The sequence below is a fragment of the Gluconobacter sp. OJA genome (assembly GCF_039638325.1).
GTDB lineage: Bacteria > Pseudomonadota > Alphaproteobacteria > Acetobacterales > Acetobacteraceae > Gluconobacter > Gluconobacter cerinus.
In genome coordinates this window covers 32,877-48,132 of sequence record NZ_JBDIWI010000007.1, presented here as the reverse complement: position 1 = coordinate 48,132, position 15,256 = coordinate 32,877, and the positions used below count along the sequence as shown (strand labels likewise).

Here is a 15,256-nt window from a genome sequence, read left to right as displayed (position 1 = left end):
TTGGCAAAGGGTTGAAGCTGGTGCGCCCCTCACCTCCTGAAGCGCCATTGGCGCCTCTCGATCCTGCGCTGAACCTTAAAGAATGGCGCGCACGATACGTGCGAGGCAACTCAGCTGCCCAGCTCCGTGAGACAACTCTTCAGGCGCTGGAGGCGCAACTTGGTCGTCCCTGGCGCGGGCCCCTGGAGGCGTCGGTCGCTGAAAAATGCTTGTTCGTCGCTTTCTCGTTCTTCATCCAACGCCGGAAAGATGAGGCACAGAGTGTCCTGGAGAACCTCTCTGTGCAGCTGAAAGGCACTTTGAAAGACGGAGCGCCATCAAACTTCGCGAAAGTGTCGAAATCCTTTGTGGCTACCCTTGATAAGCAGCTGAAGAAGGAGAGCTTCCGCTCGACGCTGAAGATCGCTGAGCAACATGCCTTTACGCGACCAGCACTCCTGTCGCTTCTCCAGGAGGCACGCCTCAAGGCCGGCGTCGTCAACCCAGGGCTTTTCGCAGCCATCCAGTTCCTGGACCGCGACCTCTGGCTCGTTCTCTCCGCAGCGTCCTATCCGCGTGACGGACTCCCACCTTATGTCATGGCGATTGCCTCTTGCCCGGAAGCGGCAGCAGCACTGGCACACTGGAAAGCAGAGTGCCTTGCCGGACGCCCTCTGACGACACCCCAGATCTCCAGCCTTCTCAAGACTTTCGGCAGACCATGACTGATTCCGTAATTTTTAACCTCATGCCTGATTTCATCCGTGCGCGCATTGCGGCTTACACGCTCCGGGACTGGGTGGCAGAGCATTATGCCGTGCCAGCCCTTCAGCTCGACCGGGCGATGACACTGACGCTTGTTCAGCTCGAACATGCAGCGTCTCGCAAGACCTTCTACGGGTATGACGTTTCCAAGGCTCCTGTGTCCCTTCTTGAGCCAATTTCGCGTTACATGGACGCGCTACTGGGTGGGGTGTCGCCCGGAGAAGACCGCGAGAGCTTTCCCAAGGATCTGGTCCGGACCCACCAGAGAGTGATCCATGAGTTCGAAACACTGAACCGTCTTGGGAACAAGGCACGATGAGCATGTTGTGGCCGCACGACGGCGAGCCTTTGCGGGGCAATATGCTGGACCAGTTCCTGATCTGGTGCTCAGAGGCCGAGTGCTCCCGGATCGAAATCCAGACAGACACCCCCGTGATGGTGCGCCTTCATGGCGAAAACCATCAGGTCACGCGTGATGCCAGTCTGCCGGGGGAAGTCGAGGACGCGGTCAACTACATCTTCCGGTCAGCAACGGGAGTAACCAACCTCAAAAACGGTGATCCTATCGACGTCGGGCATACAATCTGGCCTGATCGCAAAAAAAGGCGATATCCCTTTCGGCTGAATGCCGTCAGCTCGCAGGTCGGGGCGGATGCGGGCATTTCGCTGACCTTCCGGCCCCTGGTTGACATCCCCCGCCCGCTGGAGGACCAGCACGTAGAGCCTCAACTGCTGGACGCGCTCCATGGAGAACAGGGCATTTTCCTGATCTGCGGCGCCACGGGCTCAGGGAAATCAACGCTGATTGGCGGCATCAACCGGGCCCGACTTGAAGATCCGGATATCCACTGCAACCTGATCGAAGCGTCAGCCCCCCTTGAGATCCTCTATGATCGCGTCGCACGTCGCAACTCAGCGGTCACGCAACTCGAGATTCCCCGGAACCTCCGGAGTTTTTCCGAATTTGTCCGCGCGTCCATGCGTCGCGAGCCAACCGACATCGTCGTGGGCGAGTGCCGTGATCCCCAGACCATGGAAGCGTCGATCCAGGCCGGGATCTCTGGCCACCGCCTCCTGAGCTCTCTTCATACGAACAGCTGCTCTTCCACTGTCCGACGTGTTCAGGCGCTCTGCCCCGCTGATCAGCGGGACAGCCTGACAATTTCGTTCGTCGAGAACCTCCGTCTTCTGGTGAACCAGAGGCTGCTGAAGTCGACCGACGGCAAGAGGACACCCATTCGGGAGTTCCTGCCCGTGACCCGCGCCATTCGAACCCGCCTGCTGGACGCACCCCGGGATCGCTGGCCGAACATCACGCAGGCCGCTGTCGAAGAGCACGGACAGACTTTCGCTCAATCCATCGCTGCGGCTGTGAAGCAGGGCAGAATCACAGAAGCCGTCGCCGCCGCTGCCATGAAGGAAGAAAACTGATGTGGCGCTTTACCGCGGACCCGGTCCGCCTTCTCATTATCGACGCCCGTGCGCTTGCGCCATTCGCTCTGTGGATCGCTCACATGCGCGAATGGACGTTTATCCTCGCCATAATCGGGGTCCTGTTCTTCAGCATTCTGGCATGGCTCGGCCTGACGCTTCCCGTGGCCGTGCGCATGCTCCGGGTCATCCTGTGTGGCCCGGTTCGCCCTCGTCTTCCCTCCTGGAAAAAGCGTGATTACGCATGAGCGATCTTGATGACCTGGTGCGGTGCTGCACGACCCTGATTGAGACGCAGGGATACCGCTTCGAGACGGGCATTCCAGGCGTTGGCACTTTGCCTGCATGGCGTGTCACCCAGACAAACGTGTTTCTTCCGGTATTGCTCCGGCTCGCTGAGGAGTTCTGGAGATCTGAAACAAAAGGAGCCGGCTTCGGCCTCAAGCTTGAGCCAGACACACTAAGCGTGACGGGCTACACACTGACCGGGCTCTACCATGTCCCGCTCTCGATCGCTCTTCTGGCGCTCAACGCTGTGCTCAGAACCATTGCCGATGCTGAAGGACGCATCACCCTCGAAGCTCTGACGACCTACACACAAACGGTCACGGGCTGATCCGCACTCACAAACGCCTGTCAGATACTGCACAGGCGTCTAACTTGCTGAGGTCCGCGATGATCATTTCCGTTCCACCTGAGACACAGTCTGTTTCTATTCGTCGTGAAGGGGAACGGACCATCATCGTTCTCGACCACGACACGCTTTCTGAGGGGGCTGACAGTCCGCGCCCTCTCCCGGCAGAAGAGATCGCCACTGAGCGGCAACCACAAAGAGCCAGACGTATCCCCCTTCCGATGATCGCTGGCGTCTGCCTGATTGTTCTCGGTGCCGCTGTTGGCCACCGGTTGTGGTCGCCCGCGAAAAGCAGTGGTCCACATACAGCCGACACCTTGCAGATGCCACTACTCCGCGCCCCTGAATCCGCGACACGTCGTTCCATCCCCGCCGCGCCTGAAGGCACCCCGGTACCCAACACAGCGTTCGGGCTGGAATAATCATGGCGACGATCAGACGCCGCATAGACGGTCCGCAGGATTTTCACGAACAAAAGGGTGGGCTGGCATTCCGCGACACCCGAAGCGTTCCTCACCAGGTCGCGGAAATCCTGCGATCCGGGCTCTCGTCCATCGGGCTCGTTGCAATAGCCGGCGTGGCCGTCACTGTTCCCGCGCTGACAACCGCCATCGTACCATTGGCCGTCGCCTATGCCGGCTATGTCCTGACGCGGCCGGTGACTTTGCCTCTTCGCTTGCCGGCCAACGCAAAGGGAAAGGACTACGGCAATCCTCAGCCGGACCCAAAACGACCTGGCGTCGAAATCCCGGGCAAGCCTTCTGGAGACTGGCTGATAGGCTGGGATGAAGTCACGGCCCAACAGGTCTGGCTGTCCGGCAATGATATGACGATGCATGCCATTCTGCCCGGCTCCACCGGGTCCGGCAAAACGCAGTTCATTTACAGTCTTCTGTGCAATGCCCTGGCACAGGGCGGCGGGTTTACGATTGTCGACGGCAAAGCCTCAAACAACCTTGCCTTCTCCGTTGCAGCCATGGCGAGACGGTGGGGCCGAGAGGCAGACCTACGCTTCATCAATATGATGGTGTCAGCCGGCGACAGGAAGACCAACACCTGGAACCCCTTTTCCTCTGTCAATGCTGAGGGCATGACCGAGCTTCTGCTCACGCTCTTTCTGCCGGAAGACAAAAAAGGCGGAGGGGGTAACTCCGCGCATTTCCGCGACAGGGCCGAAGCGCTTATTCGCGGCATGTCCTATGTCTTCGTCTGGGTCCGGGACAACCTTGGTATTCCGATCATGTCCGAGACGATCCGCACGATGTTCTCTGACATCGTGAAACTGCGCGATCTCTACCAGAATCAGATCTTCACCTACTATGATGCGGATGCAGCCGAGACGCGAACAGTCGAGCTTCCGCCAGAATTTGACCGGACCCTGCTGAACCCGGTCCGCGACTACGTGACGGAGACGGGTGGCTTTTCGAACACCAAAAGCGTGGGAGACCAGGATAAGGTTCGGGAGCAGCATTCCTATGTGGTGGGTGGCTTCGGCAAAACCTTTACCCAGATGAGTTCCACGCTGGGGCATATCTTCCGGTGCAATATCGGTGATGTGGACTTCCGGGACGTCATCTTCAATCGGCGCATCCTGGTCGTTCTTCTCCCCTCGCTCGAAAACCACCCGGACACGAACGCCGCCCTGGGCAAGGCCGTCATCACGGCGCTTCGTTACGCGCTTGCGGCGGCACTCGGCACCTCGATTGAGGGCGACTATGAGGACCGCGTCGTAAATCGCGCGTCGTCCTCGACGGTGCCCTATCCTCTGGTTCTGGACGAAGTCGGTCAGTTCGCGACACGCGGGATCGACGCCATGATGGCGTTGGGTCGCGAGCTGAACATTTCCCTGCTGATCTCGTTTCAGGAAGTGGGCACCCTCTACGCCACGCTCGGTAAGGATTTGACCGTTCCGCTTCTCGGCAATCCCAAGCTGAAGATCTTTGAAAATATCGAAGACTCTGGTCCAACCCGGGAGTGGATCGAACAGTCAGGTGGAACGATGCCTGTCAGCGTCCTCCCCGGCTTCGACAGTTCCAACCCTCTGGGCGTCTATGCGGACCAGCAGCGCGCAGACATCCGCGACGTCAAGCGGATCTCCTGGAGCGATGTGCAGAACCTCCGACAGGGGCAGGCCATCATTCTCTTCCGAGGAAAGCGCATCTACACGCGACTGTTCTATGCAGGCATCAAGCCAGAGGGCGTGAACAGGGTGTTCCCCACAGTTTCAGCGGCTCCCGCTCTTGAAGCCCCTGTCTCGGAGGAACCGGCCACAGAAGCAGATGACGTGGCTCAACGTCTTCAGGAAGGGCGCGATCGGATCGAAAAGGGCGATCTCCGGCCGTTGACCGGAGTTCTGGGAGATCTGTATCAGCGGCTCGGTGTCGTTCTCAACACGGAAGGCACGCCACTGCAGGACGCCCAGGAACTCCTGAACCTTCTTTTTCCGGACGAGACTTCGGCAGAAGACAAACCTTTTGCAAAGCTGTTTGAAACTCTCGTTCCTCCGTCCGCTCAGTTGCCCCGCACGACGGAATCACTTCATCCGGATCTTGACCGAGCACTCCTGACCGAGCTGGTGACGTTCGAGACGGCGCTTGGACTGGATGAGCGGGCGGCCGTCGAGGCAGTCACGCACGCCCTGAATCTCTATGCGCGTGGCAAAGAACTCGCATAGGAGTTGAGGCAGCATGTCACGTGCCGCGTCTACTTCCCAAAGGAACTTTACGGCACGCGCTTCGCCCTTTCGGGTCGTATGCCGAACTAGACGCTTTCCTTACCCGGGTTTCAGTTTGCGGTTTGCAAATGCTCTCGTTCCGGAGTTCCGCACTCACATTGCCGACCCATATGCTGACCTCAACAGCAATGTCGCTGTGCCATTGGGAACAGACCACTTGACAAAAGATACACGCAGATTTAGCCGCATCTTCGCCGGTGCCATTCTTTTGGTTGTAGCCAGGGGTAGCGTAGAACCTGCGCTTGCAACGCAGCAATCTAGCCTTGGGCCCTGTGAGAAAGCTGCCGCGAAATTAACCGGTCCGGCCTGGATTCATCTGTCACTGCAGATCACACAGCTCGCCTCGATCCGTAATGGCGGACCGAAGAGCGCATCGATCCAGTTACCGACGACGTCTAATGTAGGGTTCGACGGCTATCTACCGGCCGACGGCTCTGACATCTCCATCCGCAGTGGACGGGAGACCAATTATTTATCAAAAATATCCTCCATACACCGCGAAGGAAAGCCCTCGGAGGTATCCCTCCAGCCTGGAACCGTTTTCACAGGCGTATTCGGGACATTCCGTGCCCTTCCGTCTTTGGATGGAAAGATCGTCGTGACCCCCGACATCACACTAATCACCGATCCCACGTTGCGGGGATCCAGATCAGACAGTAGCGACGTGGAACTACCTGACTATCAAACAATCCATATCGACAAGCCTATCATCGTTGGCGGATTGCGCTGTGAGACACACGCTGATCTGGCCCCTGTAGCCGATGGATCGAAGAAAAGTCAGGCCCTTGAATTTTACGGCATCCGGGTTTCGGCTTACCGGACACAGTAGAATTATCGTACGGACCGAAGTACCTCTGAATGCTGCGCCTAGATTTCGATCCCGGCTTGTGGCGTATGGATTGACTGTGATTTTGATGGCCTCTGATTTGCAGTTTGATCAAGTCGGGAGCCATTCTTCGCAAGGCTCAGGACTCTACCCAGAAGATGACGGTTGCCGCGAGGCCGATGGCGGAGAAAAAGACGGTCGGACATCGGCAATAGCGTGTTGTGACACGCCGCCAGCCCTTGAGGCGACCAAGCATGATTTCGATGCGGTTGCGTCCTTTGTGTTTCCTTTATCGTATTTGATGGGGTTTCTGAGCGATCTCCGTCCCGGAATGCAGAGCCTGACCCCGTTTTCATCCAGAGCATCCCCGAATCAGTCAGCATCATTGCCCCGGTCCGCCAGCATCCACTGCGCCATGAAAAAGCCGTCCTGCAGAAACCCCGGTATAGTCACTGACCTGTGTGGCTGTCATAAAGAAGCTGAGCAGTCGTCCATACTGATAGGACCTGAGGCGGCATGTCCCGTGCCGCCTCCGTCTTCGAACCTACATCCCCCGTCCTGCGCCACGAACCCGCGTGCGATCGCGCTCCCGCTCTTCTGCCTGTGCGGCGGCGCGAGCCCGCTGCAGCCGGTCTTCGGCCTGTTGCGTCCTCCGACGTTCCTGCAGATCTTCAACCCGCCGCGCCGCATTCAGGGCATCCTGCGCGGCATAGCCGGCCTTGCGCAGCTTGCGACTGATATCGTCCCATTGCGCGCGCGGGACATCCCGGATCGGGGCTTCCTCAACCTGACGACGCACCTGACCGCCCGGTGACTGCCCCTTCTGACGGGTCCGCTCATTGACGTGGTTCTGCCGGATCCACCGCGTATTGGCTTCTTCGTGTGCAAGACGGGCTTTTGCCAGATCGACGGCCAGCGACTTGTAGGGATGACGCCCCATGTCCGACGCCAGACGGTCATACAGATCGTTGACCGTCACCGGCCGGATATCACCCAAAGCCCGCGAAAACGTCTCGGCTTCCCGGAGAGATCCTTCCGACACGGCCGTCCAGCAGCGATGAACATGCCGGCTTTCGGCGACATAGGAGGTAAAGCCGGTCATGGCCGAAGATCCACGCGGCATGGCGTTGATATGCTCGTCGGACGTCACACCCTGTGCTGCATCGACCGTCATGGCGTGACCAAAGCCCAGACGGACGCGTCCGGTCTTCGGGTCGGCCAGCCGGGTCCAGGGCACCAGCCCTTCCCGGCCCTTCGCATTCTGTAACACCAGCCCCTCATCGGACCAGCCTTTGACGGTCGTGAAGTCGCCATTCGAACCCAGATCACGCCAGCGGCGCCCGTGGGCCGTTTCCATCCGGACGCTGGTTTTCGCAAACAGCCGAACCCGGTCGCCAACAGCAAGAGGCAGCTCATAAGTGACGCCACGCTGATCGATGGCGGCCTTGACGATTTCCGCCTGCCCGATCTCGCCGCGCTTGCGCAACCGGTCGCGAACGGCACGGCTGAGATCCATGACGTCTTCGTTCGTCGGCGCGGACATGGTGATACCCCGCTCCGATCCGGCCTGAGTCAGCATGTCGCGGCGTCGAAGATACAGGTCAGCGATCTGCTCGACGACCTGGTCATGGTCGCCCCCAACAAGTCGGATCGTGCCGTCCTTGCGCTTCATATCGATGGCTTCACGCGCCCGGGCGATATCTGCTTTCTTCTGCTCGTCCTCGGTCTGGCTCAGATCACGGCCAGGACTGCGGAACATGCTGGCGATCTGCCGACCACGCGCGGACTTCTGGCGGATCGTGCTCAACAGCTCCGGACGCGCCTCTTTGGGCATAACCCGCAAAAGCAGTTCTACAGCGTCGCCGGCCTCGATCGCCTGGGCCTGTTCCCGGTCGCCCACCACCCGAAGGGCAAAGCCTTTTTCCTGCTGAAGCTGGAGGATCTCAAGCAGCTGACGGGGGGAGACCTGACTGACTTCATCAAGGACCAGAACCGACTGCCGATCGAGGACAATCTTTCCCTGCGCCAGACCGTCCAGAAGGGGAGTCATCGCGTAGGTCTGGGAAATGCCCGCATCCTTCAGAGCATCGGCCTGGCGCCAGGCAATGGCCGCGCCAATGACGGTGCGACCATCCTCCTGCCAGGCGTCGACCAGAGGCTTCAGAAGCGTCGTTTTACCGGAGCCGGCGACACCGATCAGGAAGCCCAGACCGCCCGCCTGACCAAGCGCATTGATGGCCGCAAGCTGCGCGGCGCCGTGGGCCGGCTCGTGCGTAAAGTCGAGACCCGACCGGGCGACGGCTGCGGCGATCTGCTCGTCACTGAGCGCACCGTCCCGCGTCCGCGCAGACAGGCCGGCAAGACGGGCCATGTCCTTTTCGAGGGCGATCTGGGCGCTTGTCGCGACCCGGAGGCGGCCGTCCTGCTCGCGCTCCAGAAAGCGGACCAGTTGACCGTCGATCTCAATGCCACGCTCCTGGATCATATCGGCAACCCGCTCCACGTCCTCCATCCCTTCAATGCCAGCCGCAATGAGACCGTGCGCGGCATGCGTCCGGAAGGCATCCCGGTCGATGACAGCGGCCGTGCGAAATTCGTCAGCCAGCATTTTGGCCGCAATCCCGTAAGCCTTCTCGAAACGCTCGGCCTGGGACAGCAGAACTGTCTTCTCATCGGTCAGGACCGTGTCATGGTGCCAGCCGATCTCATCGGCTTCTTCCCGCCAGATGTCCCGCTCATTGCGTCCGGTATATTTGTTCGACCGGTAGGTCAGATTGGCCTGATGCAGGATCTTGAACTTCTGCTCGGCACTCATGGCCTTCCAGTCACCGCCCTGCCGCTTGACGAAGGCTTTGGCCATGCGCTCGGCCTGCTTGCTCCGCTTTGAAAACAGCTCGCGGGCTTCTTCGGGAATGCCGTTCAGAACGACGGCCTTACCGCGAGCATCCACGTCCACCCGGATACCCAGCTTGCGAAGCTCGGAGGCAAGCTCGGCCTGGAAGTATCCGCCAAACATATGCGACGTCATCCCGGTCACGCGCTTGCTGTCCAGAGACCCGAGGTGCCCGCTCTCCGTGGCGACCGCGTTGAACATGATATTATGGATATGCGCCTGTGGATCCCCCGGCACCAGAACTTCCACCGCCGCCGTGGGGCCTTGTGCGCCATCCTGGATCTTCATGACCGGTCGTGCCGTGTAATGACGGAACGAGACCCAGCCAACATCCCCGCCTTCGTTGTACGAGACGCCCCCCTTTCCACGTCGTGCAATCCCGATCTCCTTGGCGATAAATGCCATGGCACGGTCATTCGCCTGATGGATGGCGGACCAGATGAGGGCCTGCTCGGCTTTCGTGGAAGCAAACTCTGCCGCAAGGGTGACGCTCTTGTCCGGGGCGGCCGTGAAATCAATCCCGGAAATCTCCCGGTTCGCATGAGCCCCTGCCCATTTCTCCCCCGTGTCAGCGCGCTTGCCCTCAAACAGACGTGCGAGGGCTTCATCGGTCGGGCGCGTCGTCACATCAATGCCGAGCTGACTGGCAATCCGTTCGCTCATATCAGGGGCCCAACTTCCGCGGGCATCGCGTCCGGTGTAATAGGAGTTCAGGCGATCACCGGATTCAAACTGGCTCTTCTCGCCGTTCCGCTCGAACCGGGCATCCTTTTCCGGCTCCAGCTGATGCTCGCGCAGATAGGCGACGATGAGCTTCCCGGCCCCGGCCGCAGAAAGCTTGCGGTAAGTGATCATGCCTGCTCGGCCGCTTCGCCGCTCCCGCGCTCAAGCCTCGCAACCTGTTCGCAGAGCTGCTCAAGGACACTGCCCTGGCGGTCCAATGCGTTCGCCATGCGAACCATGACCTCGTGCAGGCCCTCTCCCTCCTGTGGCGTATCAGGCGGGCTGACCAGCTGATGGATCTGGGCAAGCATTTCCCCGAACTGGTTAAGACGGGTCATGACAAGCAGTTCAAACTGGCTCTGCCCCGTCAGGGGGGGAGGCAGCGTAAAGTCTTCGACGTCAGACACGGATGGTCAGCTCCTTCTTACTGAAAGAGGCATTCTCCCATCCTGGATTGTGAGTGCGGTCGGCCGGGGTCAGCAGGACGCGTCAGGGATAACGGGCCACACGCCTTGCCTGCGGGAACAGGCTGCGAAACTGCTCCAGAACCGTCCGCATGAACGCCTTGCTGAACTGCCCTGTCACGGCGGACTGCCGAAGGTAATACGAGCCCTTGACCGGATCGAGATTGTACTCATCCAGCATGAGCCACTGACTGCGGTTCTGATCGAGCGCCGCACGCGGCTTCTCCGTTGCCGGGATCTCGATGGCCTGTCGTCCCTCCGCTGGCTTCTGCGTGGTGAGAGGCAGCAGCAGAACATAGTCCTGACCATCCCGGCCGACGAACAGCACGGCTACGGCGACTGGCCGGTCCTTGCGCCCCTCTGTCTCACCCTGTGCATCCTGCCAGTGCCACAGATAGGGGTAGTGCAGAACCGTACCGGGCTCGAACACGGCGCTCACGGTCAGCGCTTGTCCGGAGACAGGAACGCATCAATCGCCTGCGCGACATCCTCTGCCAGATCGGCGGGCATATCGGCTGTAGCTCCAGACACGCGGCGGTCGGGCTGCGACTGTCTGAGCGCCTCGTACTGCTCGACACTCAACACCACCAGACGGGGCTTTCCGCGCTGGCTGATGGCGATCGGCCCCTGGAGCGCGCTGGCGATAATGTCTCCCGATTTCCGGGACAGATCACTGGTTGAAAAGGTACGCATTGTCGGGCTCTCCGCTCCGTTGGACATACATCAACGCTGTTGTTGTCGTAATATACAGCAATTACAGCACGACGAAAAGCACCCTCTCAAGAGCATCGAACGGCGTCCCCAGATCCGGTTGCCTGGTGGTCCCGCAGGGACCGCACCCGAAAGGGTGCATTTGTATATGGAAAAAGAAAAACTCTGTAGCTTTCTTGTAGTTGTTGGTAGTCGATGCGTAGCTCTAACGTAGTCGATTGTAGTCGTTTCGTAGTCGTGTTAGAATGCCCCTGAGAGATGCGTAGCAGCCGCACAACGGCCACAGGAGGCAGCACATGGCAGCGACAGGTATCGGGATCAGCGGGGCCATTGGCGCACTTGAAAACGTGTCTGGAGCGATGTCGCTGCGCGTGTGGATGGAAGCGAACCGCGAAGAGCTACTGCGGGCATGGAACGGGCGTCGTTTGAACTGGCAGGCCCTGTGCGCATGGTTCAAAGACGTTGGGTTAACCAATGCTGATGGGCAGGCACCGACTGTGCGATGTGCCAAAATGACGTGGTATCGGGCAGGCAAGACATTGGCTGCCCAAAAGGACCGCACAGTGGCAGAGGCGAACGCGCCTGCTCGTGATCAGGCGGCTTGCAGGACAGTCGTGCCAACAGACAAAGCGCAGTCTGGCCCCTCCGATGAAGAGATCCTTGCGCTCATGGCTGAGGCCGATACCGAGGAGCGCCTCAACAGGGAGCGCCGTGAGCGGATCGCAGGGTATGAGGCACAGCGCAGAGCCAAGGTGGCCCCAGATCAGGCCAGCATTCAGCCGACGGTACTTGCCGAGGTCGTCGAGACCGCGCAGTCCCAGCCTGTCCCCTTAGAGACCGCCACGCGGCCCCGGGTTAAAGTCGGACAGATCGCCAAGCATGTGACGATGCTCACACAAGCCCCCCGCTATGGTGCGGACAAGGACAAGCCGCTTCCGCCGCCTTATGTTGGTCCTCGACCTGACGGAATGCCTGAGTATCTGCCGCTCGACGCTCTCATGCCCCTTGACGCGACAGGGCGTCAGCCTGATGGTCGCATCGACTACGAAGCGTTGCCGGGACTGCCTCGACGCTCGTTTTTTGAGAGAGATCGAGATTGGGCAAAAGCGTGTATTCCGATGGTGGAGGCTATCCCACATGAAGATCGATCACTGATCCTGAGAGGATTGTTGATGCGTGCACGTGATCAGATGAAGACGCTGTACTAGCCCCCTGTTCGCACTCACAAACGGCGTCCTTACACTGAAGGTCTCTCCTCTCTGAGAAGGAGAAGGAATTGAAAGTAAGGACCTGTCATGAGTGAAAAGCCTATCCCTTCCAAGTTACCCCGTAACCCTTCTGCGACAGTCAAAGCAGGCCGCGGTAATCTGGGAGGATCTACGGCTGAGGCGGCGCTTGCGGAAATTGCCATCATGCAGGGGCGCCCGCCTCTTCTTGCGGACGGGGACGCACGCAATCCCGGGCTCTCTGCGTTCAAATCAATCTATGAGCGTTATGGTCTCACGCGCCCCAAGAACGAGGATGCTGGCGTGTTACGCGAGTGGTTCTCAGAGGCATTTGGAACGGCTGCCGAGCAAAAAAAGTCTCTTCTTGTCGATGTCGGTGGCGGGGATCGGACACTTGAACTCTGGGCGAAAGAGGAAGGAATTATCGCTCTGGCGGAGAGTATTGGTCTCGAAGTCACCGGCCTGTTCATGTGCGGGCCCCAGCCCGGAGATGTCGATTACATCAAACGCCTTTGGGAAAGCGAACTCTTCCGCCCGAAGCGAGCTTTGCTGGTATTTAACGACTGGACTGTGCCCGTGGGACACGACCCGGACCGAGCTTTTGCTCGCCTAATTGAGGAGCCACTTTTCGAGCAGATGCAAGATTGCGAAGTCCGCTTTCTGAGAATTCCGAGACTAAGCGTCCTGCCCGCCATTATTGAAAGTGGGCTGTCTTTTCAACAGGTCATGGAAAGTGCGCCACGTCCTTGCGGAACACCGTTTGACGTGTTGCGTCGCGCACAGGTCAAACGCTGGTTTGACCTAATTCAAAGCAACATCATTGCTGAAAAAGTCGAAGGCTGGCTCCCATGAGTGACGCTGAAACACCTCTTTCCACCCTGCACGCGTTGCAAGACGCGGGCCGCCTGATGGAAGAGGCGGCCCGACTGGAAGGGATGGACCAGTATTCGCCGTTCGGGAAATGGGTTTCCGCCACCCGTGCCACCATGGACGCCTTCGCGCGGCTCGCTCTGTCGTGTGCGGCTGAAATGCAGGATTTCAGAGGGGAAGCCCGCGACATCATCGAGATGGCGAAGCAGGAACAGACTACCCTGCGGGACCAGTTCATCGAAAGCCGTCAGCAGGTCGAAAAGCTGGGGGAAGTCGCGGCGCGGAATGTCGAGAAACAGGAACTGTTTCGAGACCGCGAATTGCAGGCTACCCTCGGGCGGATCGTCTCTGGCGTGACCTCGGAGCTGCGCAAGGAAGTTTTCGACCAGCTGCGGACGGAAATTCCGACGCATGAGCGCCAGTTCTACAAGGAAGCGCGATGGCGCGCCTATGTGCGGATGACACTGGCTGGGGCGATGCTGATAGGGCTCGGCTTTGCATCCGGTTACACATATGACGGCTATGCTGCGCGTGTAGGCCGTTATTGCGAGGAACATCAGGCGTTCGACACGAAGGGCGCGTCATGGTGTCAGATTGTCCCGCCGCCGATCCTGCCGAAGTCCTGAGCGAACTCTTGCACACCCGGGCCAGGGCGAAGCCCTGACGCAATATACGTCACAGCCGCGCTTGCGCGGTTGTGTCCATTTTGGCGCGGTCTGACCGGACAACAAAAAAGGCGGCTCCCAGGGGAACCGCCTTTTGCGTGTGTGGACCTGGCCGAGGCCGATCAGGCGAGGCCGTTCGAGGCGGCCCGGATCTCGGCAGGGGTGGCACCAGCGGCGCGCGCGTCGTCTGCGGCCTTCTCAATGCTGGAATCGAAGCGGGTATTTTCCAGAAAGGTCATGAGGGCGTCCGCGATGGCGAAGCCACGCGCAAGGTGCTCCAGCCTCCTCAGGGGGAGGATCTTGGCGCTGGCGTCGGGGACATAGGGGGCGAGTGCGTGAGACATGGGACAGGCTCCACGACCGGGCGGGGCCGGTCGCTCTTCGATGTGCAGAGGGACAGGAAGAGGCCGCGCCCTGTGGGCGCGGCGGGCTTGACTTAGAAGCCCATGGCGTCGGCCTGAACGGCGGCGACGTCACGGGAGAGGCTGCGGCCATTGTCGCGGGTGTAAGGCTTCCACGCCTGACCCATCAGTTCCTCATAGGCGGCACATGCGCCGGAAGCGACGCAGGCCAGCGCGTAAGCCTTCGCGCCGTTTTCGGCAGCGATGCGGCGCAGGCCATCCACGCGGTTTTCTCCACCGTCCACGCCCATGCGGTCTTCGTCGCGGTCGCCGTTGGCGTAGCTGTCTGCGGCATCCTTGGCGATCATGCGGCGGTTTTCATAGAAATTCGCGGCGCCATAGGCGGACCGGATGAGACCATCCACCACGCGGTCAAGGTGCATCCGCAGACCGTTGAAATTCTGCTCGCCCCGGATATAGGTCACGAGGATGGGAAACATCAGGTCGTATTGCTCGCGCACCATGTTGGACCCTGCCCCGGTCAGTTCGTCAACGTCACCGGCTTCGACGCCGAACGCCAGCACGATTTTTCCCATCTGGTCTTCAGACGGAACGAGGCGGAGAATGTCGGCCAGACCCGGAGAGGCAAGAGCCTTGGTGCGGCGTTGGGCTTCACTGAAGCGACGGACAGCAGCGGGGGAGTAGTTGCCCTGAGAAGCGTTCTGGGACATGGTGTTGGATGCGTCGGACATGAAACTTAACCTTTCTAGTCTAGCGAAGTCCCGTTCGGTACTACCAATACCGTTCGGGGCGCTTTGTCTTGAGGGCCAATCCCTCTCGACAAGTAAAAGATAGCCTTTTTGGCTTTTTCCTACAAGAGAAAAAACGCAGAAAACCGCCATAAAACGCGCTTTATTTTTGCATGACAAGTAAAAAGATTTCTTGATTACTTCATGAGTACCTGTTGTTTTCCTAGACCCATCCTGCCCGTGCG

The 15,256-nt window shown here is 59.6% G+C and carries 16 protein-coding genes and 2 pseudogenes; 11 read left to right on the top strand and 7 right to left on the bottom strand.

The annotated features are described in order from the left end of the window. From ABDK75_RS17445 to ABDK75_RS17410, 8 genes and pseudogenes are all read left to right on the top strand, one after another. A pseudogene (locus ABDK75_RS17445) lies at positions 1 to 704 on the top strand (hypothetical protein); the annotation flags it as partial. Continuing rightward, the gene (locus ABDK75_RS17440) at positions 701 to 1,063 is read left to right on the top strand and encodes a hypothetical protein (protein WP_234931163.1); all 363 of its coding nucleotides are present in this window, start codon (positions 701 to 703) and stop codon (positions 1,061 to 1,063) included. The pseudogene ABDK75_RS17445 and the gene ABDK75_RS17440, both read left to right, overlap by 4 nt. Then, complete coding sequence (locus ABDK75_RS17435) at positions 1,060 to 2,175, top strand: type IV pilus twitching motility protein PilT (protein ID WP_211569358.1); 1,116 nt, start codon at positions 1,060 to 1,062, stop codon at positions 2,173 to 2,175. The genes ABDK75_RS17440 and ABDK75_RS17435 overlap by 4 nt, the downstream gene beginning before the upstream one ends. Next, on the top strand, positions 2,175 to 2,423 hold the full coding sequence (icmT, locus tag ABDK75_RS17430; protein WP_061929004.1) for an IcmT/TraK family protein: 249 nt from the start codon (positions 2,175 to 2,177) through the stop codon (positions 2,421 to 2,423). Before ABDK75_RS17435 ends, icmT begins: the two co-directional genes overlap by 1 nt. Next, positions 2,420 to 2,791 (top strand): hypothetical protein, encoded by a 372-nt coding sequence (locus ABDK75_RS17425; RefSeq protein ID WP_211569359.1) that lies wholly within the window; start codon positions 2,420 to 2,422, stop codon positions 2,789 to 2,791. Before icmT ends, ABDK75_RS17425 begins: the two co-directional genes overlap by 4 nt. A 59-nt stretch (positions 2,792 to 2,850) precedes the next feature. Next, positions 2,851 to 3,231, top strand: coding sequence for a hypothetical protein (locus ABDK75_RS17420; RefSeq protein ID WP_211569360.1), 381 nt, complete (start codon positions 2,851 to 2,853; stop codon positions 3,229 to 3,231). A 2-nt stretch (positions 3,232 to 3,233) separates the two neighbouring features. Then, on the top strand, positions 3,234 to 5,483 hold the full coding sequence (locus ABDK75_RS17415) for a type IV secretion system DNA-binding domain-containing protein (RefSeq protein WP_346006575.1): 2,250 nt from the start codon (positions 3,234 to 3,236) through the stop codon (positions 5,481 to 5,483). 217 nt (positions 5,484 to 5,700) lie between these two features. Beyond that, on the top strand, positions 5,701 to 6,372 hold the full coding sequence (locus tag ABDK75_RS17410) for a hypothetical protein (protein ID WP_346006574.1): 672 nt from the start codon (positions 5,701 to 5,703) through the stop codon (positions 6,370 to 6,372). A gap of 136 nt (positions 6,373 to 6,508) precedes the next feature. On the opposite strand, the pseudogene ABDK75_RS17405 reads toward ABDK75_RS17410, so the two are convergent. The 5 genes and pseudogenes from ABDK75_RS17405 to ABDK75_RS17385 form a co-directional block, all read right to left on the bottom strand. Then, positions 6,509 to 6,862 (bottom strand): annotated as a pseudogene (locus tag ABDK75_RS17405) (transposase); the annotation flags it as partial. Positions 6,863 to 6,913: 51 nt separating this feature from the next. Continuing rightward, on the bottom strand, positions 6,914 to 10,117 hold the full coding sequence (gene mobF, locus ABDK75_RS17400; RefSeq protein ID WP_346006573.1) for a MobF family relaxase: 3,204 nt from the start codon (positions 10,115 to 10,117) through the stop codon (positions 6,914 to 6,916). After that, positions 10,114 to 10,392: a hypothetical protein gene (locus tag ABDK75_RS17395; protein ID WP_346006572.1), complete on the bottom strand. Its 279-nt coding sequence runs from the start codon at positions 10,390 to 10,392 to the stop codon at positions 10,114 to 10,116. Before ABDK75_RS17395 ends, mobF begins: the two co-directional genes overlap by 4 nt. A gap of 82 nt (positions 10,393 to 10,474) precedes the next feature. After that, positions 10,475 to 10,888 (bottom strand): hypothetical protein, encoded by a 414-nt coding sequence (locus tag ABDK75_RS17390; protein ID WP_346006571.1) that lies wholly within the window; start codon positions 10,886 to 10,888, stop codon positions 10,475 to 10,477. A 2-nt stretch (positions 10,889 to 10,890) separates the two neighbouring features. After that, a complete protein-coding gene (locus ABDK75_RS17385; protein WP_131973940.1) occupies positions 10,891 to 11,142 on the bottom strand; it encodes a type II toxin-antitoxin system prevent-host-death family antitoxin in 252 nt (83 codons plus the stop codon). Positions 11,143 to 11,456: 314 nt separating this feature from the next. Here ABDK75_RS17385 and ABDK75_RS17380 point away from each other — a divergent pair, with 314 nt between their 5' ends. From ABDK75_RS17380 to ABDK75_RS17370, 3 genes are all read left to right on the top strand, one after another. Further along, a complete protein-coding gene (locus tag ABDK75_RS17380; RefSeq protein WP_346006570.1) occupies positions 11,457 to 12,368 on the top strand; it encodes a hypothetical protein in 912 nt (303 codons plus the stop codon). 87 nt (positions 12,369 to 12,455) lie between these two features. Further along, positions 12,456 to 13,238 carry a hypothetical protein gene (locus ABDK75_RS17375; protein ID WP_346006569.1) on the top strand — a complete coding sequence of 261 codons (783 nt, stop codon included), beginning with the start codon at positions 12,456 to 12,458 and terminating at the stop codon, positions 13,236 to 13,238. Then, positions 13,235 to 13,882 carry a hypothetical protein gene (locus tag ABDK75_RS17370; RefSeq protein ID WP_346006568.1) on the top strand — a complete coding sequence of 216 codons (648 nt, stop codon included), beginning with the start codon at positions 13,235 to 13,237 and terminating at the stop codon, positions 13,880 to 13,882. Before ABDK75_RS17375 ends, ABDK75_RS17370 begins: the two co-directional genes overlap by 4 nt. Positions 13,883 to 14,043: 161 nt before the next feature. Here the strand turns inward: ABDK75_RS17370 and ABDK75_RS17365 are convergent, their stop codons facing one another. Both ABDK75_RS17365 and ABDK75_RS17360 read right to left on the bottom strand, forming a co-directional pair. After that, a complete protein-coding gene (locus tag ABDK75_RS17365; RefSeq protein WP_346006567.1) occupies positions 14,044 to 14,265 on the bottom strand; it encodes a hypothetical protein in 222 nt (73 codons plus the stop codon). Positions 14,266 to 14,357: 92 nt separating this feature from the next. Beyond that, entirely contained in the window at positions 14,358 to 15,014 is a 657-nt protein-coding gene (locus ABDK75_RS17360) for a hypothetical protein (RefSeq protein WP_211569369.1), read from the bottom strand. Between the last annotated feature and the right edge of the window lie 242 nt (positions 15,015 to 15,256).

Bases quoted from the DNA above. Each gene is read 5' to 3' on its own strand.
- ABDK75_RS17440 (WP_234931163.1), top strand. From the start codon at position 701: ATGACTGATTCCGTAATTTTTAACCTCATGCCTGATTTCATCCGTGCG.
- ABDK75_RS17435 (WP_211569358.1), top strand. From the start codon at position 1,060: ATGAGCATGTTGTGGCCGCACGACGGCGAGCCTTTGCGGGGCAATATG.
- icmT (WP_061929004.1), top strand. From the start codon at position 2,175: ATGTGGCGCTTTACCGCGGACCCGGTCCGCCTTCTCATTATCGACGCC.
- ABDK75_RS17425 (WP_211569359.1), top strand. From the start codon at position 2,420: ATGAGCGATCTTGATGACCTGGTGCGGTGCTGCACGACCCTGATTGAG.
- ABDK75_RS17420 (WP_211569360.1), top strand. From the start codon at position 2,851: ATGATCATTTCCGTTCCACCTGAGACACAGTCTGTTTCTATTCGTCGT.
- ABDK75_RS17415 (WP_346006575.1), top strand. From the start codon at position 3,234: ATGGCGACGATCAGACGCCGCATAGACGGTCCGCAGGATTTTCACGAA.
- mobF (WP_346006573.1), bottom strand. From the start codon at position 10,117: ATGATCACTTACCGCAAGCTTTCTGCGGCCGGGGCCGGGAAGCTCATC.
- ABDK75_RS17385 (WP_131973940.1), bottom strand. From the start codon at position 11,142: ATGCGTACCTTTTCAACCAGTGATCTGTCCCGGAAATCGGGAGACATT.
- ABDK75_RS17380 (WP_346006570.1), top strand. From the start codon at position 11,457: ATGGCAGCGACAGGTATCGGGATCAGCGGGGCCATTGGCGCACTTGAA.
- ABDK75_RS17375 (WP_346006569.1), top strand. From the start codon at position 12,456: ATGAGTGAAAAGCCTATCCCTTCCAAGTTACCCCGTAACCCTTCTGCG.
- ABDK75_RS17370 (WP_346006568.1), top strand. From the start codon at position 13,235: ATGAGTGACGCTGAAACACCTCTTTCCACCCTGCACGCGTTGCAAGAC.
- ABDK75_RS17365 (WP_346006567.1), bottom strand. From the start codon at position 14,265: ATGTCTCACGCACTCGCCCCCTATGTCCCCGACGCCAGCGCCAAGATC.
- ABDK75_RS17360 (WP_211569369.1), bottom strand. From the start codon at position 15,014: ATGTCCGACGCATCCAACACCATGTCCCAGAACGCTTCTCAGGGCAAC.